Below are 18,475 nucleotides of genomic sequence, written 5' to 3' on the forward strand. Positions count from 1 at the left end.
GGGGTGAGGTGCATAGCGGTCGTTGAGCGAGGGAGCGCGAGCGACCGAGACGAAACGCGTCGGGCCGGCCGGCGGCGCCCGGCGCGGGGCGTTTCGTCTCGCTCGTTCCTCGCTCGCTCAACGACCGAGTGCGCCAAGGCGAGGGGGCATGCCCGGCGAACCGGACATGCCCCCTGCTGCGAAGCGGACAGCGGTGGATCAGCGCACGAAGCGCACCTCGGTGAGGGTCTCGCCGAGGAACGGCTCGGTGTGCGACGCTCCGTCGAGCGTGAAGCCGTTGCGGGTGTAGAAGCGGTGCGCCCGCGGGTTGTCGTCTGCGACCCACAGGTACAGGCCCTCGGCGGGCTCGACGACGGCGTCGAAGAGCTTCTGCCCGATGCCGGTGCCGTGGAAGGCGTCCAGCAGGTAGATGAAGTAGAGCTCGCGGAACCGCGGGGCGTCCTTGTCCCGGGCCGGGCCGGAGCCGGCGAACCCGACGATCTCGCCGTTGACGAGGGCGGCGAACATCTTGAACTCGGGGCCCTGGACGGCCCAGTGCGTCCACAGCTCGGCGAGGCGCTTGGGTGAGACCGCCTCGAGGGCGGCCTTGCTGATCAGGTGGTCGTACGTCTCGTGCCAGGCGGTCGCGTGAACGCGGCCGAGGGCCTCCGCGTCGACGTCGCGCACCGGACGGACGACGATGTCGGTCTGGGTTTCGGCTTCCATGGCCAGACTCTACGCGCGTCGGCGCGAGACCTGAAATCCGGCGAACGGCGGGTGAACACCGAGTGGCGAGACGTGTTGCCGTCCGGTCCCGCAGGCATCAGCACCGCGCAGATGTCGGGATTCGACAATCGAATCGGCGGAACCGCCGAGGATCGCTACCATCGCACCTCGTGAACGTGATGTGGCGGACCCTGATCGTGATGCTGACCGCGCGCCGGCGCCTGCGTCGTCGCGGACGGCTCGAACCGACAGGGATCAGCCGCATCCGGCTGACCACACTCCTCACCGACATCGACCTGCTGCGCCATATGAACAACGGTCGCTACCTGTCGCTGTTCGACCTCGGCCGCTGGGATCTCCTGGTCCGCACCGGGTTGTGGGACGTCATGAAGACGCGCGGGTGGTACGCCGTCGTGTCGAGCGAGACCGTCACCTTCCGCAAGTCGCTGAATCTGTGGCAGCGATACGACGTCGAGTCCCGCATGATCGGCCACGACGACAAGGCGGTCTACCTCGAGCATCGCGCGGTGGTCGACGGCGAGGTCTACGCCCGGGCGATCATCCGGGCGCGCATGATGAAGCGCTCGGGCGGCACGCTGTCGCACGAGGAGCTGTTCGCCGCGATCGGGCGTCCCGAGGGCGTGCCCGAGGTCGACGAGTGGGTGCACGAATGGGCTGCGGCATCCGCTCTTCCGCCCACCCGTGCGGAGGCGCCCAGCATCTGGGGATGATTCCCGGCCGTGCTGTGCGCGTCAGCGCAGCAGGGCGCCGGCGACCAGCGCGATGGCGGCGATGATGCCGACGTTGATGGTGGTCAGGACGAGGGTCCAGAAACGGTCCGGCTGCACCGTCCTGAGGGGGCGGTGATCGACGGCGTCGAGTGCCGCGCCGAGGGATCGGTACGTGCCGACTGTGCGGCTGCCGCGCGTGGCGACGTATGCTTCGCCGTCGCGTCTGACCTCGCCGACGACGCGTCCGTGGCGGTCGGCCGTCCACTCTCCGCGCCGAGGTTGCGTCCATCGGAGCGCCCAGGCGGTGTCGAGGTCTTCGGCGTGCTGTGTCATACGACGACGCTATGCAGGCGTCATTCTCGCCGGCGCCTCTTGACGGAACCCGCGCCAGGGGCTATGCGGCACCCTCTGGGTGCTCAGGCTCGGGGACCATCGTCAATCCGCCGGGGGAGTTGGCGGCCTTGGTGAGCGCCTCGACCCAGGCCGGGTTCAGGCGCGGCTGGCGCCCGCCGAAGTACTCGAACGTCAGCGTGACGCTCGGGCTGAGCCAGATCGACGTACGGCCGAGCCCGCTGCGCATCGGATCCGTCCACGTGAACGGGAACGCCTCGCCACGCCGCAGCTTGGCCCAGATGACTGCCTGCAGGTGCGCGAGGATCCGGTCGTCGAACGAGACGGTGACCCGTGAATCGTAGGTGAGCGTGCCCATCGCATCCAGAGTAGTCCGCGCGCGGCAGGTCGGCCACGCCGACCTGCTCCTTGGTTTCGATTCGGCCGCCGGGGGGCGGTGACGCGCAGTATAGCCATTTTGAGCGCTCATGTCTGGTGTTGCGCGGATCGAACGGCTCGTCGACTCTGGTGGAATGGTCAGCTCGCCTCAACTCACTCGGGACCTGCGCTCTGCGCTTTCAGCCGGCGAGCTGTCGATCGCGTTCCAACCGCAGTACGACCTCCTCGCGTCGAGCGCGGCCGCCTCCAGCACCGCCCTGGCTGCGTCGCCGCCCGGGCCCGTCGCCGTCGAGGCGCTCTGCCGCTGGAACCATGCGCTGCTCGGCGCCGTATCGCCCGAACGGTTCATCCCTCTGGCGGAGGCGGCGGAGTTCCTCGACGAGATGGATGCGCACGTCTTCGCACGCGCCGCGGATGAGATCGCCCGGTGGCGGGAGGAGGGTCACCTGCTGGCCCTCGCGGTCAACGCCTCTCCCGCGCACTTCTCGTCGCGCTATGCCGAGACGGTGCTCGCCCGGCTTGACGAACTCGACCTCGACCCCGCGATCATGACCATCGAGATCACCGAAGCGCCGTCTCCGCAGCTGCGCCCTCCGATGCTGGCGGCGATCCAGTCGCTCCACTCGGTCGGCGTCGCGATCTCGGTCGACGATTACGCGGCGGGCGACACCACGGTCGAGATGCTCGAGGCGCTTCCCATCGACGAGGTCAAGATCGACCGGTCGCTCACGCAGCGGACCGATGCTGCCGCGGACGACGCGATCGCGGCCGTGGTCGAGAGCAGCGGCGACCACGGCTGGCGGGTGGTCGCCGAGGGGATCGAGACGGTCGCCGATCTGGAGCGTTCGGTGGCGCGGGGCTGCCACCGCGGCCAGGGCTATCTCTGGGGGATCCCGCTGTCGGTCGGAGAGATGGACGAGCTGCTCGCCCGCGTCTGAGTGCGGGCGTCGGCTGCGGCTCTCTCGGCGCCGGTCAGCGGTCGCCGGTCAGAGCCCGTAGTCCCCGGCGTCGTCGGAGGCCTCGTCCGCGTTCGCGCCGGCGTCCCCGACCTCGAACTGCGACCAGGTGACGGGCATTCCGGGCGAGAAGAGGATGTCGACGCCAGGGCCGCCGCGCAGCGGGGGGATGTTCACATACCCGCCACCCGCCTTGATCGCCTCGAGGATCTTGCCCTTGAGCTCCGTGACGGGGTCGGGGAGGAAATAGTCGCGTCCGTCGACAGTCAGCCGGTTCACGATCGCCATGGCCCTACAGTACCTGCCGACGGCGCCGGTTAGGATCGACCGGTGGGCACACTTCACTACGGCTCCCCACCGGCATCCTTCGAGATCGAGGACCGGGCGCTCGCGCATATCGAGCTCGTCATCATGGCGAAGCTGCGTCGACGCGAGAATCTGTCGTTCTCGCTGATCGACCAGCAGACGTCGGCACGGCAGGCGGTGTGGATCTCACCCGTCACCACCCTGCGCTTCCAGTACGACGGGCCGATGCCCGACATCAATCGGCTCTGGCTGCAGGACCTCGTCGACACCGCGAACTCCTCCACCGGGCTGCGCCTCGTGCCGGAGCCAGAGCTCCCCTCACGCTGATACCCGGCCGCCCCCGTCGCGCTTGGCGCGATACATCGCGGCGTCCGCAGCGACCAGCAGCTCGCCAGGGGTGGCGCCAGGCTCTGCCCCGACGACGCCCGCCGAGGCATTCACGGCGATCTCGGTGCCGCGGATCACGATGGGCTGTCTGATCGCCTCGACCGCCCGCCCCGCGATCGCGGCGGCCTCGATCGATCCCGCGCCCACGCAGACCATGATGAACTCGTCCCCGCCGAGACGGACCACGGCGTCCGAGGCGCGGGAGACGCCGCTCAGTCGCTTGCCGATCGCGGCGAGCACCGCATCGCCCATCTCATGCCCATAGGTGTCGTTGACGACCTTGAAGTCGTCGAGGTCGAGGAACACGAGGGCGACCGGCCGGTCGGGGGACTGCAGGAGCTCCTCCAGGCGGTCGTCGAGGAAGCGGCGGTTGTGCAGGCCTGTCAGCGGGTCCCGCATCGCGAGCTCGGCGAGTTCGGCCTGCGTGCGCGCCGTGACGGCCACACGGATCTCCTCGCCCAGGTCCAACGCGTCTTGAGCGTGCTCCCCCCAGGGAAGGCTGCGTCCTGTGACGCTCTCGCGCCAGGCCGAGAACGATCGGCGCGGCGAGAGCGGATGATCCCGGTTCTCGGCGCGCTGATCGCCGAGCCAGTCGATCGAGTGCGCGACCTCGCCGCGGAGGAAGACCAGCGTGTCGCCGTCGCCGCCCAGCGGGACGATCAACAGGCCGGCGACACCCGGCATCTCCACCGCCAGCTCGGGGTGCTCGAGGGGGAGCGCCTCCCAGACGAGCCTTCCCGGCTCGAGCTCGCCGAGCGCCGCGAGCAGGCGGTCCGGCGGAGGCACGACGCCGACCGTGTGGACGGCACCGTCCATGCGCAGGAGGGCGCCATCCGACGGCACCACGTCGAGCACCGTGCGCTCGCCGGTCATGAGGACCGCGCCGACGTCGCTGCGACCGTACAGGGGGGCGATGATCGACAGGCGGCGCTCGCGGGCCTCGAGCTGTCGGCGCAGCCGGTGGATCTGGTGGGCGGCGGACAGCTGAGCGCCGACCTGAGCTGCCATCACCTCGATCGCCCGGCGCAGCAGCACCGGGATCCGACGGGGGGAGCGGTGCGCGCACGTGAACATCCCGACCAGGCGATCGTCGATGAGGACGCCGAACGACACCGTCGAGACCTGGCCCATGTTCCGCATGAACTGGAGGTGGTGGGGCGAGACCGCGCGGAGTTCGGTCATGCCGAGGTCCACGGCTTCCTCTTCCGGCAGCAGCGTCTGCAGCGCAAGTCCCGAGTCTTCGGTGTTCGCGATCACGCGTGAGCGCTTCTCGATGTAGAGCGCGCGTGCCTGGGAGGGGATGTCGGATGCCGGGAAGTGCAGGCCGAGATAGGGCTCCATGTCGGGTTCGCGCTCGTCCGCGACGACCTGTCCGTGGCCGTCATCATGGAAGTGATAGCACATCACTCGGTCGAACCCGGTGATGTCCTTGATCTCGCGAGCTGCCCGTCGACGCAGCTCGTCAGGATCGGAAAGGCCGGCCAGGCGTTGGATCGCGCTCACCACTCCGGTGCGGACGTAGTCGAGGTCGGGGACGATGGGCTCCAGCTCCACGAGGAGCGGTGTCGTTCCGCGATGTGCGATGACGTCGTAGACCGCGCCTTCGAACTCGGCGCGCACGGGGTCGACTGCGACGCCGTGCCGGATGGCGGAGACCAGCGCGTCACTGCCCGACTCGCGCAGGTCGCGGCCGAGCCAGCGCTCGACGTTCTCACTGGCGACGACGACGACGCCAGTGGCTTCGTCGATGCCGAAGAGGATTCCATGGGACTGGATCCGACCGATCGTGCGCAGCGACTCTGTCGCGCACTCTCGCAACCGGAGGAGCTCCGCGGCATCGCTCGTGCTGTCGCCGTCGAAGCGGAGGGAAGATACTTCTGTCAACGCATGACCTTCGGTGCATGTGGGGGGATAGGGGGGAACTGCGCTGGCGAGGCTCCTCATCATATGCGCCGGTTCGTCCCGCATCGGAGACCCCCAGGTGCGCGCCCACGCGGGCTAGCGCACTGGGCACCACCGCGCAAGCCGTTTGCCCGGGCGGGCCGGGTGCGGTTGCCTGGACGATCGAGGGCGTCGGCGACCGGTCGGCGCGGGAGGGGGAGTGGGCCGTGGACACGACCACCCTGATCTGGATTATCGTCGGCATCGCGATCGTTCTCGTGATCGTCGTCGTCGCGCTGCTGGTGACGGCGCGCGGACGCCGCGACCGGCGGCAGGAGCAGCAGCACAATCGCGCCGAGAAGCTGCGGGCAGAAGCGCGGGAGACCGAGCTGCAGGCTCGTGAGCACGAGGCCGAGGCTGCCCGTGCGCGTGCGGACGCGGCGGCCGCGTCGGCCGCAGCCGAAGCCGCCAAGGCCCGCGCCGCCGAGGCCTCCATCGACGCCGAGCGCCGCGTCGGCACGATCGATGAGCACAGCGACGAGGCCGACAAGCTGCGGCAGCGACAGGCGGAGACGCTGCGCAAGGCCGACGACGTCGACCCCTATGTGGGCGACGACGGCCGGCCGAACGCCGCGACCACCGTCAATGCCGACGGCAATGCGACCACCCGCAATGCGAACACGGTCGACGACCGCAGCGCTGCGCGTGACGCGAACACCGTCGACCATCGGACGGATGTGCGCGACGCGAACACCGTAGACGACCGCGACACGGCCTCCGGCGAGCCCATCACCCGGCCGCCGGCGCCGCAGACCCGCACCGACCGCACCTGACCCGCACGTCGAGCACGACGGCACGTCGCCCGCTAGCGTGGGTGCGTGATCGCCGTGCTCGACGTGCTGCGCACCGCGGGCCGCCTGCTGTGGCGGCACTGGCCGGTGCTGCTCGCGTGGTACGCAGCGGGCGTGCTCGGCCGTTATGTCGTTATCGAGGCGGCCGGTTTCGTCGGTGCTTACAACGCGGTCGCCGGATCTCTGCTGCTGCCACTCGCGGTCCTTTCGCGACTGGTCGCACTCGTCGCGATGCTCCTGGTGGTGCGGGACGGCATGCGGCGGCTCGACGGGATCGCACCGCTGCCGGAGGACGCCGCAACACGTCGTCGGCAGTTCTCTGACGCACTCCTGGCCGGCATCCTGCCGTTCTTCGCCTTCTATGCGGCGTGGGGATTCCTGCGCGAAGATGCCGCGGCATACTCGGCGCGCGCACTCGAGGTGAGCGCAGGACTGAATTATGCGGCGATCGTAGAGGAGACCGACCCGGTAGGCGACGGCCTGGCGGGAGCACTGATCCTCACACCGGTGACGTTCGCGATCGTGGTGGTGGCCTTCACGCTGCGGTGGGTGTTGAAGCGCTATCGCGAACGACTGCCTCGCTGGTTCGCCGTCATCGCCGCGTACCTCGAGGCCGTCTGGGTGTATTTCGCCGCCCTCGTCCTGTCCGTCGTGATCGATTCCGTGACCGGTTGGGTGCAGACGCGCCAGGGGATGGTATGGCTCGACGACCTCCGGGTCACCGTCTCGGCCGCATTCGTGCCGCTCGCGTGGGTCTGGGAGGGAATCGAGTGGTTCATCGGCGAGGCCGGCGGCATCATCCTCCTTCCCCTTGCGTGGCTCACGATCGCCGGCGTCGTGTACGGGCAGGCGGTCGCCCCCGACCCGGTGCCCGCCGACTCCCTCGGGGGCGAGGTCGGAGTGCGCCTTCGCAGCCGCTACCGCGCGCTCCCGGCGCGCCTCCGCGCGCGCCTCCGCGACATCTGGGCGGACCTCGTGTCGCGGTTCACCCCGATCGGCGACGCGATCGTGCTGATGTGGCGCGCCGGCCCGGTGCTCATCGGCGGATTCGTACTGCTGTACACGGTGCTGCTCGCCGTCCAGGGATGGGCGGAATGGGGTCTGCTGCGCCTCGTCGGCCCCCACGACCTCAACGACTTCTGGCTCGTGTTCGATCAGGCGATCTTCCTCGTCGTCCCGCTGCTGATCGAGCCCGTCCGCATCGCGCTAGTGGCGGGCGGCTACGACGCCGTCATCGGCCGCCTCGTCTCACGCCGCGCCGCCGTCGCGGCCTCCAGCGAGCCGACTCCTGCGGGTGCTTCCAGTGCCGCGGACGAATCCGGGTGATCAGGGCTCGACGATGAAGCGGACGTTCTCGGGCCAGAGTTCGGCAGAGATCATGTCCACCGCGAACGGTCCGGCGGCGTCCTGCGGTACGACATAGCGCACGTCGAGCGTGTACCGCTCGGTCACGTCCGACGAGCAGGATGCCGGATGCAGCGGGTCCCAGTCGGTGGTGAGCGACGACGTGTCGGCGTCCCACTCGCGCTTCAGCCCCTTCAGCTCGCGGAGCATGGGCTCCGCGCACGCGAGCTCCGATGCGCCGGGGTCGATGTCGATCTGTACCTTGAGGACCCTCGCGTCGGGTGGCGCGAGCGGGTCGTCGACGAAATCCGCCGCCGCGGGACCCACGACCGCGTCGCCATAGCGGGTGTGCTGACACTGTTCGAGCACGACCGGGGCGGCCAGGGCGCCGGAGTTCGCTTCGCTCCACTCGTGCCAGGTCACAGTCGCCCCCAGGGCGGGAACGAGGATCACCAGTGCGCCGAGCGCCACCGCGTTCCTGCGCCACCACCCGCTCACAGGTTCGCCCATCCGGTCTCGGGCAGCTCGTCACGAGGAGCGGTGGGAACCTCGGCGAGGTCGAAGTCCAGCATGATCATCGAGTCGAGCCGGCGGTCAGACGACACTGCCAGCTCCAGAGTCGCGTCCCCCGAGGCGAGGTCGGCGGGCAGCTCGAACGCGAGACCGCCACTCGTCGGGATTCCCGCCGACAGCTGCTCCTTCCGCAGCGAGTCCGGACGATCACTGGCACCATAGCGAACGCCGTCGACGACGAGCTCGGCGTGATTCAGGCTCACGAGGTCCTCCGATGCCACGGATGCGACGTCGAGCTCGACGACGACCCAGTTCCCCTCGGCGGACCAGTCGCCAGCGTGCAGCTCCGACGTGCGACGGACGTCCGTGACTGTGGCCGCGATGTTGCGTCCGACGGCCTCTTCGCCGACGGCTGCGACCAGCGGCATCGGTCCTTGGATCTGCTCCTCCCCGGGAGTGACGAGCGCCACGAACCACGCGGCGACGACGAGGCCTGCTCCGATCGACCACGCCGCCCAGCGGGGGAGTGCGCGATCAGCCCTGGCCATCGGCGTCCTCCGCATCAACACCGGCGCCGACGTCCTCGACCTCCACGGTGACGACCGCGTCGCGCACCGGGTCGGTCCACCATTGGCCGGTCGTGACGAACGAGCCTGTGTACAGCGACCGCGCGTACAGAGTGACAGGCACCTCGTCGTCGGCTGCGAATGCATCCGCGGGGACGGCCCACGCGAAGACGATCCGCGCGGGAACGTGCGGCTGCATCTGGGGACTGAGAGTCGTGTCGTCGTAGCGTGCGGCGCTGACATCGCTGTCGATGCCTTCGACCGTCAGGGAGTCGCCGATGCCCCCGGAGCCGGCCGACACCGGCCGATCCCACTCGTTCTCGACATCGGCGACGATCGCGAACACGCGTTCGCCGGCCTCGGGCAAGACGCCCGCGTCGGGCAGCTCGTCGATGAGGACCGCCCGCTGCACCGTGAGCGAGCGCTCCGCCGTGACGTGCGCGTCCCCCGGCTCCAGCCTCGCGGGCGCCGGCGGCGACGCCGTGGCGAGCCCGCCGAAGGCCGCCGTGACGAGCAGGAACGCACCGGTGGCGATGCCCGCGAACCATCTCGTCGGCACGCGATCGGTCGCCGCGCGCACCCAGGCGAACCGACGCTTCGGCTCGGTGGGGGCGGTCGGCGACTCGGGCACGAGGCCAGCCTAGGGCGAGAGGCGCCCGGACTCGGATGCCGCCGGAAAGGCGTCCCGCAGCGCGCGCCGCACCTCGAGGATGCCGGCTCGAGCCTGCGACGCGGTGCGCTGCGCGCTGAAGATCTCGCGGGTGGGGCGGCCGGGAAGATCGAGCAGCGTCACCGGTGCTGCAGCTCCCTCCCACAGCAGGTCGGGCAGCACCGCGACCGCCTGCCCCGCCGCGACCAGCCGCGCATGGGCCGACAGATCGGCGAGTTCGTAGCGCACGTCGGGTTCGAACCCGGCCGCGCGGCACTGCTGCACCGCCCACAGCCGCGCGGCGGTGCCGGCGGGCTCCATCACCCACGGCCGGTCGCGCAGGTCGTCGAGGGACCGGGCCGTGTCGGCGGATGCCACGGCCAGGCGGATCGGGTCGGTTCCCAGCGTCGCGCGGTCGAGACCCTCGGTGTGCGCGCGCGTGTGTCCGGGGTACTGCTCGGCGATGACGAGATCGACGCCGCGAGCGGTGAGCTCGAAGAGCCCCCGCTCCGGAGGCATCTCGACGAGTTCGACCCGCAGGTGCGGAGCGCGTTCGGCCAGGAGCGCCAGCGCCGCCGGAACGATCGCGAGGGCGGCAGTCTGCATGACGGCGACGCGCACCGGTGCCAGGCCGGGGTGCAGCGACTCGAGCTCGCCTCGTGCCCGTTCGTCGAGGTCGAGGGCGCGGGCGGCGTGCGCGGCGAGGATCCGTCCATGTTCGGTGAGCCGCACCCGGCGCCCGTCCGGCGCGAGCAGGACGACGCCCGCCTCCTTCTCCAGCTGCGTGAGCTGCTGCGAGATCGTCGACGGGCTGTACGCGAGCGCCTCCGCCACCGCGGCCAGCGTGCCTCGCAGCGCCAGTTCGTGGAGCAGTCGCAGTCGTCGCAGCTCGAACATCAGCATCCCATCGACGAATCCGAACAATACAGATCGTAGATGATCGCTTTTCACGAATGAACGGATGCCTCACCCTGGACCACATGCAGCAAGTCGACGGCAGAGTGCCCACGGTCGCGCCGGCTGGGCACATCGAGGTGCAGGCTGGACTCAGGGATTCGAACGACGTCACATCGGGAGTGCGAATGGAAGACGGAGCCGAGGGGCGCCTGGCCGCCGCGGCGGTGTCGCTTGCCCAGCGGTGGGTCGCCGAGAGCGCCGAGGCCGAGGTCGACCCCGCGGCCGAGCGCCTCGCCGGCGTGCTCAAAGACCCCAACGGCCTGCCGTTCACCATCGGCTTCGTCGACGGCGTGATGCGGCCCGAGAGCCTGTCGGCCGCGGCATCCCATCTGCACCGTGTGGCACCGCTCGTGCCGGGCTTTCTGCCGTGGCACCTGCGCGGAGCCGTCCGCGTGGGCGGCGCCGTCGCGCCCGTGCTGCCGTCGCCGGTGGTGCCGATCGCGCGACGCGTGCTGCGCGGCATGGTCGGCCACCTCGTCGTCGACGCGCGCCCCGACAGGCTCGGACCGGCCATCGCGGCGCTGCGCGAGAGCGGGGCACGGCTGAACCTCAATCTGCTGGGCGAGGCGGTGCTCGGCGAGCAGGAGGCGCTGCGTCGGCTGGAGGGCATCCATGAGCTCATCCGCCGGCCCGATGTGGACTACGTCTCGGTCAAGGTCTCGGCGATCGTCAGCCACATCTCGATGTGGGCGTTCGACGAAGTGGTCGAGAAGGTCGTCGAGCGGCTGCGGCCGCTGTACCTCACCGCCGCCACCGACGGCACCTTCATCAACCTCGACATGGAGGAGTACCGCGACCTCGATCTCACGATCGCGGTGTTCACGCGGCTGCTCGAGGACCCCCGGCTGCGGCTCCTCGAGGCCGGCATCGTGCTGCAGGCGTACCTTCCCGACGCCCTTCCGGCGCTCGAGCGGCTCACCGCCTGGGCGCAGCAGCGGGTCGCGGAAGGCGGCGCGCGCATCAAGGTGCGTCTGGTGAAGGGCGCGAACCTCGCCATGGAGCGGGTGGACGCCGTCATGCACGACTGGACTCTCGCCACGTACGACCAGAAGATCGACTCCGACGCCAACTACATCCGGTGCCTGCGCTACGCGCTGCGCCCCGAGCACACCGCCGCCGTGCGGATCGGCGTCGCCGGCCACAATCTCTTCGACATCGCGTACGCCTGGCTGCTCGCCCGATCCGGCTCGCCGGGGCCGGCGAGCGGCGCTTCGACAGGCCCAGCGACCGCTCCCGATGTGGAGTTCGAGATGCTGCTCGGCATGGCGCAGGGCCAGGTGCAGGCGGTGGCCCGCGAGGTCGGCCACGTGCTGCTGTACGTGCCGGTCGTGCGCCCCGACGAGTTCGACGTGGCGATCAGCTATCTCGTGCGGCGGCTGGAGGAGAACGCCTCGAGCGACAACTTCCTGTCCGCCGCCTTCGACCTCGCCGACGATCCCGCGATGTTCGCACGGGAGCGCGACCGCTTCCTCGCGTCGCTCGCCCGCGCCGACGACCCCGGGCTCGCGACCGGCCCCCACCGCTCGCAGGACCGCGGCGCCGAGGCGGCGGCCCTCACCGAGGCCGGCGGAACAGGCACGACCGACCGTGCGGAGTCGCCCCGCGCGCAGGCGCGCCTGCGCCGCGCCGCGGCCGCCTCCGACGAGTCCGGTCTCACACAGGCCGTGATCGGCATCGCCCGATCGGCCGTGCCCGGCGACACCGCTCCCCTCGAACGGTCAGTCCCCCAGCAGGTCTTCGGCGCCGAGGCGTTCGTCGAGACCGCGGTCTTCGCTCCGCGCGAGGGCGGTTTGCGGGCCGCCGGCGCCCCGGGGTTCCGCAACACCGCCGACAGCGATCCGGCCCTGCCGGCCAATCGCAGCTGGGCGCGGGACATCCTGTCGCGCATCGAGACGTCCCGCGCCGGCGACGCGACCATCGCGGCCGCGCGCGTCACCGACGAGCCCGCGCTGCAGGCGATCGTGGGGGGCGTGCGGTCTGCCGCGCAGGCGTGGGGCGCCCTGCCCGCCGCCGATCGCGCGGGTGTGCTCACCGCCGCTGCGAAGGCCCTGGAGGCTCGCCGCGGCGAGCTCATCGAGGTGGCGGCCTCCGAGACCGGCAAGGTCTTCGCCGAGGCGGACGTCGAGGTGAGCGAGGCCGTCGACTTCGCCAATTACTACGCCGCCACGGCCCGTGAGCTCGACCGCGTGAGCGGTGCGGTGTTCCAGCCGGCGCGGCTGACCGTCGTCACCCCGCCGTGGAACTTCCCGATCGCGATCCCCGCGGGCGGGGTGCTCGCCGCACTCGCCGCCGGCTCGGGCGTCGTGTTCAAGCCCGCACCGCAGGCACGGCGCTGCGCCGCCGTCGTGGCCGAGGCGCTGTGGGCGGCCGGCGTCCCACGGGATGTGCTCGCGCTGGTCGACATCGACGAGGGCGGTCTCGGGCAGACGCTGCTGTCGCATCCCGACGTCGACCGGGTCATCCTCACCGGCGCGTGGGAGACGGCGGCGCTGTTCCGCTCGTGGCGGCCCGACCTGCCGCTCCTTGCCGAGACCAGCGGCAAGAACGCCATGATCGTCACGCCGACCGCCGACCTCGACCTCGCGGCATCCGATCTCGTCAAGAGCGCGTTCGGCCATGCCGGGCAGAAGTGCTCGGCGGCCTCGCTCGCGATCCTCGTCGGACCCGTCGGCCACTCGCAGCGCTTCGCGCGTCAGCTGGTGGATGCCGCGACCTCGCTCCGCGTCGGCGCGCCGTCCGACCCGCTCAGCGAGGTGGGGCCCGTCGTCGAGGTGCCGCGCGGCAAGCTCCAGTGGGCCCTCACCACGCTCGACGAGGGCGAGTCGTGGCTCGTCGAGCCACGACGCGTGGACGGTGCGCCGGAGTATGCGGGCCGGCTCTGGACCCCCGGCATCCGAACCGGCGTGCAGCCTGGGTCGCGCTTCCACCAGGAGGAGTTCTTCGGGCCCGTGCTCGGGATCATGCACGCCTCGTCGCTCGCCCGGGCGATCGAGCTGCAGAACGCCGTCTCGTACGGACTCACGGCCGGCCTCTACACGCAGCACCCCGACGACCTCGCGCTCTGGCTCGACCGCGTCGAGGCCGGCAACCTCTATGTCAACCGCGGCATCACCGGCGCGATCGTGCAGCGGCAGCCCTTCGGCGGCTGGAAGCGCTCGTCGGTCGGAGCCGGCGCGAAGGCCGGCGGGCCGAACTACCTCGTCGGACTCGGCCGCTGGCGGCCCACCTCCGGTGTGCCCGCCTCGGCGACGCTGCACCTGCGCGGCCTCGACACCCGCATCGCCGCGCTGATCGAGGCGGCCCAGCCGTCACTGGACTACGAGGCGTTCGAGTGGCTGCGCCGCGGTGCCCTCTCGGACGCGATCGCCTGGGACCGCGAGTTCGGCCAGGTCAAGGACGTCTCGGGCCTCGGCGTCGAGCGCAACCTCTTCCGGTACCGCCCGATCCCGGCTGTCGCGCTGCGGGCGACGGCGGATGCCTCGTGGCAGGCGGTGCTGCGCGTGGTGGTCGCAGGACTCCGCGCCGGGTCGGCGCTCACGCTGAGCGCCCCCGTCGGGCTGCCGGCAGCCGTCCGTCGAGTGTTGGCGGACGAGGACGTCGCCGTCTACGTCGAGACGGACGAGCAGTGGCTGCAGCGGATGACCGCCGACGAGGATGTGCTGGCCGCCGTCGCCGACGCCAGCCCGGCACCCCGGCCCTCGCGCGTGCGCCTGATCGGACCGGCGGAGTCCGTCGCCGCACTGCACACGACGGTGGCCCAGGCCGTGGGCGGAGACCCCGACCTCGCCGTCTACGACAACGAGGTCACCACGGCCGGGCGCCTCGAGCTGCTCCCATTCCTGCGCGAGCAGTCCGTGACCATCACGGCGCATCGCTTCGGCAACCCCGACCGCACCTTCGAGCACGTGATCTGAGGGATGACGGATGCCGCGGGCCGCGGCATCCGTCATCGCAGTGCCGCTGCCGCGGTGAGGCGGGTCAGTCGGCCTCGATGCCCGGGAAGCCCGTCGACTCTCGCGGCACGATGCGGAACGCCGGCTTGATCGTCTCGGGCGGGCGCCGCTCGCCCTTCTCGCTGATGCGCTCGATGAGCCGATCGACGGCGATCGCGGCGATCTCGGCCCGGCCGGTGTCGACCGTGGACATCGACGGGACGGAGTACTTGCTCTCGTCGATGTTGTCGAAGCCGATCACGGCGACGTCGTCGGGCACGCGGAGACCCTCTTCGCGGAGGGCGCGCAGCACGCCGAGGCCGAGCGTGTCGTTGAGGGCGAACACGGCATCGAAGTCCACCCCCTCCTTCACCATGAGGTGCACGGCAGCGGCGCCGCCGGCCCGGTTCCATCTGTGCATCGACGTCGGACGGACGAGAGCGGGGTCGAGCTCGATGCCGGCCTGTTCGAGCGCGCGCAGATAGCCCTTCAGGCGCAGGCTCGCGGAGCTCGCCTCGTCGCCGCCCTGCAGGTCCGCGCCGACGAGCGCGATCCGGCGTCGGCCGATCTCGAGGAGGTGCTCCACCGCGGCCTGCGACGACGAGGTGTTGTGCATCGTGACGTGGTCGGTCGGTCCGCCGAAGATCCGCTCTCCGAGCAGAACGAGAGGACCGTCCACGCTGAGAGCCTCTGCGTCTTCCTGGCCGAGGCTGACGGGGCTGAAGAGCATGCCGTCGAGGAAGCGCGGCCGGTTGCCCGTGACTGCGCGAAGCTCGGTGTCGCGGTCGCCGCTGGTCTGCTCGACCATGACACCCAGGCCGCGCTTCTCGGCCGCCCGGATCACCTCGTCGGCGAGCTCGGCGAAGTAGTTCTCGCGAAGCGAGGGGACAGCCAGCCCGATGACGCCCGTCCGCCCGGAGCGGAGGCCGCGGGCGGAGAGGTTCGGGCGGTAGTCGAGCTGCTCGATCGCCTCGTTGACGCGGTCGCGTGTGCCGGGTCGCACATGGGGGTAGTCGTTGATGACGTTCGACACCGTCTTGATCGAGACGCCCGCCACCCGGGCGACGTCGTGCATCGTCGGTCCCATCGGTGCCCCAGCCTTCCCTGCGCTCCCTGCACTCTACTGCGTCCGCGCCCGCGGCCACCGGTCTGGAAGAGCGGGTGAGGACACGATGTCGCCGCGCAATGCAACGTTGTAAACTTAGTGTATCGTGCCGATGTGCGAGTCACGGAGGACCCACGATGCTGACGGCGAACGACTGGCCGATCGCGGCCGCGATGCTTTCCCAGGGCGATGCCCACCCCACCGGCGAGTCCGGCTCGCCGATCGAGCGCTGGCGCGCCGACCTCCTCGAGGTCAGTGACTCCGGCTTCGGCGAGGTGGATCTCACCGACTCCTGGGTGAGATACGGCGATCTCTCGCCGCGGCAGGTGAGCGACCTCCGCCAATGCCTCGCGTCGACCGGGCTCGCTGCCGTGTCGCTCTCGGCGATCCGGCGCAGCGTCATCGACGAGCGGCACGGCGCGGAGCACCTCGCGTACGCGCATCGGACCCTCGATATCGCCGCTGACCTCGGCGTGGGCGTGGTGTCGGTCGGCCTGCATCGGGCACTGACCCCGCAGCAGCGGGCGCAGCTCTGGTTCTGGACCGTCGAGGGCCACCGCGATCCCTTCGACGACGACGAGGCCTGGGCGCTGGCCGTGACCCGCCTCCGCGAGCTGGGCCGCCACGCCGGCGAACTCGGGATGCTGCTCTCGCTCGAGCTGTACGAGCACACCTTCCTCGGCACGGGGGCGTCGGCGATGCGGCTGGTCGAGGACATCGGCCTCGACGTCGTCGGGCTCAACCCGGACATCGGGAACCTCATCCGCCTCCACGAGCCCGTCGAGGACTGGCGGGAGATCGCGGAGGCGACGATGCCGTACGCCAACTTCTGGCACGTCAAGAACTACACACGCGATGAGGATGCCGCCGCCGGCCTGTTCTCGACCGTGCCGACCTCTCTCGAGCTCGGGGTCATCAACTACCGCGACGCCGTGAAGATCGCGCTGCGCAACGGCTTCCAAGGCGTCATCTGCGTCGAGCACTACGGGGGAGACGGGCTGAGCGTGAGTGCGACGAACCGCGACTACCTGCGCGGTCGGGTCCTGCCCCGCCGCGAGGAGTACGCGCTCGGAACCAGCCGCGTGCGTCAGGCGCACCACGGGGAGGTCTCGGCATGACGCGGATCTTCTCCGACCCGGATGCCTTCGTCGCGGACGCGCTTCGCGGCTTCGCCGCCGCCCACCGCGAGGAGGTCGCCCTCGTGGACGGCGGCGTCGTGCGCGCGCAGCCGCTCCAGCCCGGCCGGGTGGCGGTGCTCATCGGCGGCGGCTCGGGACATTACCCGGCATTCGCGGGCTTCGTCGGACCGGGCCTCGCCGCAGGCGCCGTGTGCGGAAACATCTTCACCTCTCCGTCGACGGCTCAGGCGCTGCGCGTCGCCCGCGCGGCCGACGCGGGAGGCGGCGTGCTCTTCACCTACGGCCGCTACGCGGGCGACGTCATCCACTTCGGCGAAGCCGAACGCCGGCTGCGCGCCGACGGCGTCGACGCCCGCACCGTCCTCATCACGGACGACGTCGCGAGCGCTCCGCTCGACGCGCGCGACGAGCGCCGCGGAATCGCCGGCATCCTCTGCGTCTTCCATGTCGCCGGCGCCGCGGCCGAGCGCGGTGACTCGATCGACGAGGTCGAGCGCCTCGCGGCGCACGCCAACAGCAGGACGCGCAGCCACGGCGTCGCGTTCGCCGGCTGCACCCTGCCCGGCGCGGACCACCCGCTGTTCGAGGTCCCGGACGGCGTGATGTCGATCGGGCTGGGGATCCACGGCGAGCCGGGCGTGCGGGACGTGCCTCTCCAGACGGCCTCCGACCTGGCTGTCACGCTGGCGGAGCCGCTGCTCGCCGAGCGACCCGAGGGCTCCACTCGGGCAGTCGTCATCCTCAACGGACTCGGATCGGTGAAGTACGAAGAGCTCTTCGTCCTCTTCGGCTTCGTCGCCGAGCACCTCGAGAGCCAGGGCATCGAGATCGTCGAGCCCGAGTGCGGCGAGTTCGTCACGAGCCTGGACATGGCAGGCGTGTCACTCACCGTGCTGTGGCTCGACGACGAGCTGGAGGAGCTGTGGCGGGCACCTGCCGCTGCCCCCGGATTCCGCAAGGGCTCCGTCGCGGGGAGCGCTCCCGGGTCCCCGCACCGGGACAGCGCGCCGGCCCGGAGGAGCGCCGAGGCAGGTCCGGCGACGCAGGTCGCGGCATCCGTCACCACCGAAGCCTCCCGCCGCGCGGCCCTGACCGCTCGGCGGATGCTGCAGCAGGCGCGCGACGCGGTCGGGGCGCAGGTCGAGCACCTCGGCGAGCTCGACGCCGTCGCCGGAGACGGCGACCACGGCATCGGGATGCTGCGGGGCCTCAATGCCGCCGTCGATGCGACCGGGGCGGTGGACGAGGGCATCGGCGTGCGCGAACTGCTCGAGAGAGCCGGCGATGCGTGGTCGGAGACTGCCGGCGGCACGTCCGGAGCACTCTGGGGTGCGGCGCTTGCGGAACTGGGGCAGGCGCTCGGAGACCGCGATCGGTACACCTCGGCGGATGTCGCAGCCGCCGTCGCCGCCGCCTGCCGCCGGGTCGGCGAGGTCGGCGGGGCCAAGCCCGGCGACAAGACGATGCTCGATGCGATGGGGCCGTTCCAAGACGCCTTGACTGCGCGCGTCACCGCTGGAGAGGAGCTTGCCGCCGCGCTCGCCGTCGCCGCCTCCGCCGCGCGAGAGGGGGCGGACGCGACGTCGGCCATGACTCCTCGCCTGGGGCGCGCGCGCCCGCTGGCGGAGCGGAGCGTCGGGCATCCCGACCCCGGCGCGACATCGTTCTGGATCATCGCCGACGCGGTCGCGCAGTCCGCGGACGCCGGCAGAGAAGTGGAGTGA

At 71.0% G+C, this 18,475-nt stretch carries 18 protein-coding genes; 8 read left to right on the plus strand and 10 right to left on the minus strand.

Annotated features, from left to right (window positions below; translation table 11 throughout):
- Positions 1–198: 198 nt before the first annotated feature.
- Positions 199–705, minus strand: coding sequence for a GNAT family N-acetyltransferase (locus tag B1729_RS18305; protein WP_163620068.1), 507 nt, complete (start codon positions 703–705; stop codon positions 199–201).
- A 170-nt stretch (positions 706–875) separates the two neighbouring features.
- Here B1729_RS18305 and B1729_RS18310 point away from each other — a divergent pair, with 170 nt between their 5' ends.
- Positions 876–1,436, plus strand: coding sequence for a thioesterase family protein (locus B1729_RS18310; protein WP_163634194.1), 561 nt, complete (start codon positions 876–878; stop codon positions 1,434–1,436).
- Positions 1,437–1,457: 21 nt separating this feature from the next.
- Here B1729_RS18310 and B1729_RS18315 read toward each other — a convergent pair whose 3' ends face one another.
- Together B1729_RS18315 and B1729_RS18320 are read right to left on the minus strand one after the other, a co-directional pair.
- Positions 1,458–1,769 (minus strand): hypothetical protein, encoded by a 312-nt coding sequence (locus tag B1729_RS18315; protein WP_163634196.1) that lies wholly within the window; start codon positions 1,767–1,769, stop codon positions 1,458–1,460.
- A 61-nt stretch (positions 1,770–1,830) separates the two neighbouring features.
- Positions 1,831–2,145, minus strand: coding sequence for an ATP-dependent DNA ligase (locus B1729_RS18320; protein WP_163620062.1), 315 nt, complete (start codon positions 2,143–2,145; stop codon positions 1,831–1,833).
- A gap of 154 nt (positions 2,146–2,299) precedes the next feature.
- On the opposite strand from B1729_RS18320, the gene B1729_RS18325 reads away from it, so the two are divergent.
- Positions 2,300–3,103 (plus strand): EAL domain-containing protein, encoded by an 804-nt coding sequence (locus tag B1729_RS18325; protein ID WP_163620060.1) that lies wholly within the window; start codon positions 2,300–2,302, stop codon positions 3,101–3,103.
- A 48-nt stretch (positions 3,104–3,151) separates the two neighbouring features.
- Here the strand turns inward: B1729_RS18325 and B1729_RS18330 are convergent, their stop codons facing one another.
- Entirely contained in the window at positions 3,152–3,409 is a 258-nt protein-coding gene (locus tag B1729_RS18330; RefSeq protein ID WP_163620058.1) for a hypothetical protein, read from the minus strand.
- Positions 3,410–3,451: 42 nt separating this feature from the next.
- On the opposite strand from B1729_RS18330, the gene B1729_RS18335 reads away from it, so the two are divergent.
- Positions 3,452–3,754, plus strand: a complete 303-nt coding sequence (locus B1729_RS18335) for a hypothetical protein (RefSeq protein ID WP_163620056.1) — start codon at positions 3,452–3,454, stop codon at positions 3,752–3,754.
- Here the strand turns inward: B1729_RS18335 and B1729_RS18340 are convergent.
- The gene (locus B1729_RS18340; protein ID WP_239539707.1) at positions 3,746–5,698 is read right to left on the minus strand and encodes a sensor domain-containing diguanylate cyclase; all 1,953 of its coding nucleotides are present in this window, start codon (positions 5,696–5,698) and stop codon (positions 3,746–3,748) included. The two genes, B1729_RS18335 and B1729_RS18340, sit on opposite strands and share 9 nt — an antisense overlap.
- A 224-nt stretch (positions 5,699–5,922) precedes the next feature.
- On the opposite strand from B1729_RS18340, the gene B1729_RS20830 reads away from it, so the two are divergent.
- Together B1729_RS20830 and B1729_RS18350 are read left to right on the plus strand one after the other, a co-directional pair.
- Positions 5,923–6,528, plus strand: coding sequence for a hypothetical protein (locus B1729_RS20830; RefSeq protein ID WP_239539708.1), 606 nt, complete (start codon positions 5,923–5,925; stop codon positions 6,526–6,528).
- Between the two features lie 45 nt (positions 6,529–6,573).
- The gene (locus B1729_RS18350) at positions 6,574–7,872 is read left to right on the plus strand and encodes a hypothetical protein (RefSeq protein ID WP_163634200.1); all 1,299 of its coding nucleotides are present in this window, start codon (positions 6,574–6,576) and stop codon (positions 7,870–7,872) included.
- Here the strand turns inward: B1729_RS18350 and B1729_RS18355 are convergent, their stop codons facing one another.
- From B1729_RS18355 to B1729_RS18370, 4 genes are read right to left on the minus strand one after another with little or no spacing between them, the layout of a single operon-like run.
- Positions 7,873–8,400: a hypothetical protein gene (locus B1729_RS18355; RefSeq protein WP_163634202.1), complete on the minus strand. Its 528-nt coding sequence runs from the start codon at positions 8,398–8,400 to the stop codon at positions 7,873–7,875. It lies immediately after the preceding gene.
- The gene (locus B1729_RS18360) at positions 8,385–8,951 is read right to left on the minus strand and encodes a DUF4352 domain-containing protein (protein WP_163634204.1); all 567 of its coding nucleotides are present in this window, start codon (positions 8,949–8,951) and stop codon (positions 8,385–8,387) included. The genes B1729_RS18355 and B1729_RS18360 overlap by 16 nt, the downstream gene beginning before the upstream one ends.
- Positions 8,938–9,600, minus strand: a complete 663-nt coding sequence (locus tag B1729_RS18365; protein ID WP_163634206.1) for a hypothetical protein — start codon at positions 9,598–9,600, stop codon at positions 8,938–8,940. Before B1729_RS18365 ends, B1729_RS18360 begins: the two co-directional genes overlap by 14 nt.
- A gap of 9 nt (positions 9,601–9,609) precedes the next feature.
- Positions 9,610–10,515 (minus strand): LysR family transcriptional regulator, encoded by a 906-nt coding sequence (locus tag B1729_RS18370; RefSeq protein WP_163620119.1) that lies wholly within the window; start codon positions 10,513–10,515, stop codon positions 9,610–9,612.
- A 185-nt stretch (positions 10,516–10,700) separates the two neighbouring features.
- On the opposite strand from B1729_RS18370, the gene B1729_RS18375 reads away from it, so the two are divergent.
- Positions 10,701–14,489, plus strand: a complete 3,789-nt coding sequence (locus B1729_RS18375; protein WP_163634218.1) for a bifunctional proline dehydrogenase/L-glutamate gamma-semialdehyde dehydrogenase — start codon at positions 10,701–10,703, stop codon at positions 14,487–14,489.
- A gap of 64 nt (positions 14,490–14,553) precedes the next feature.
- Here the strand turns inward: B1729_RS18375 and B1729_RS18380 are convergent, their stop codons facing one another.
- Positions 14,554–15,594, minus strand: coding sequence for a LacI family DNA-binding transcriptional regulator (locus B1729_RS18380; protein WP_163634208.1), 1,041 nt, complete (start codon positions 15,592–15,594; stop codon positions 14,554–14,556).
- A 155-nt stretch (positions 15,595–15,749) separates the two neighbouring features.
- On the opposite strand from B1729_RS18380, the gene B1729_RS18385 reads away from it, so the two are divergent.
- Complete coding sequence (locus tag B1729_RS18385) at positions 15,750–16,730, plus strand: sugar phosphate isomerase/epimerase family protein (protein ID WP_163620034.1); 981 nt, start codon at positions 15,750–15,752, stop codon at positions 16,728–16,730.
- On the plus strand, positions 16,727–18,475 hold the full coding sequence (locus tag B1729_RS18390; RefSeq protein WP_163620032.1) for a dihydroxyacetone kinase family protein: 1,749 nt from the start codon (positions 16,727–16,729) through the stop codon (positions 18,473–18,475). Before B1729_RS18385 ends, B1729_RS18390 begins: the two co-directional genes overlap by 4 nt.

Origin of the sequence: Microbacterium sp. B35-04 (assembly GCF_010634885.1) — a bacterium.
Classification (GTDB): Bacteria; Actinomycetota; Actinomycetes; order Actinomycetales; family Microbacteriaceae; genus Microbacterium.

Excerpts from the sequence above, each read along its gene's own strand:
- B1729_RS18305 (WP_163620068.1), bottom strand. The coding sequence starts at position 705 with ATGGAAGCCGAAACCCAGACCGACATCGTCGTCCGTCCGGTGCGCGAC.
- B1729_RS18330 (WP_163620058.1), bottom strand. The coding sequence starts at position 3,409 with ATGGCGATCGTGAACCGGCTGACTGTCGACGGACGCGACTATTTCCTC.
- B1729_RS18380 (WP_163634208.1), bottom strand. The coding sequence starts at position 15,594 with ATGGGACCGACGATGCACGACGTCGCCCGGGTGGCGGGCGTCTCGATC.
- B1729_RS18375 (WP_163634218.1), top strand. The coding sequence starts at position 10,701 with ATGGAAGACGGAGCCGAGGGGCGCCTGGCCGCCGCGGCGGTGTCGCTT.
- B1729_RS18325 (WP_163620060.1), top strand. The coding sequence starts at position 2,300 with ATGGTCAGCTCGCCTCAACTCACTCGGGACCTGCGCTCTGCGCTTTCA.
- B1729_RS18370 (WP_163620119.1), bottom strand. The coding sequence starts at position 10,515 with ATGTTCGAGCTGCGACGACTGCGACTGCTCCACGAACTGGCGCTGCGA.
- B1729_RS18390 (WP_163620032.1), top strand. The coding sequence starts at position 16,727 with ATGACGCGGATCTTCTCCGACCCGGATGCCTTCGTCGCGGACGCGCTT.
- B1729_RS18360 (WP_163634204.1), bottom strand. The coding sequence starts at position 8,951 with ATGGCCAGGGCTGATCGCGCACTCCCCCGCTGGGCGGCGTGGTCGATC.
- B1729_RS18315 (WP_163634196.1), bottom strand. The coding sequence starts at position 1,769 with ATGACACAGCACGCCGAAGACCTCGACACCGCCTGGGCGCTCCGATGG.
- B1729_RS18355 (WP_163634202.1), bottom strand. The coding sequence starts at position 8,400 with ATGGGCGAACCTGTGAGCGGGTGGTGGCGCAGGAACGCGGTGGCGCTC.
- B1729_RS18385 (WP_163620034.1), top strand. The coding sequence starts at position 15,750 with ATGCTGACGGCGAACGACTGGCCGATCGCGGCCGCGATGCTTTCCCAG.
- B1729_RS18320 (WP_163620062.1), bottom strand. The coding sequence starts at position 2,145 with ATGGGCACGCTCACCTACGATTCACGGGTCACCGTCTCGTTCGACGAC.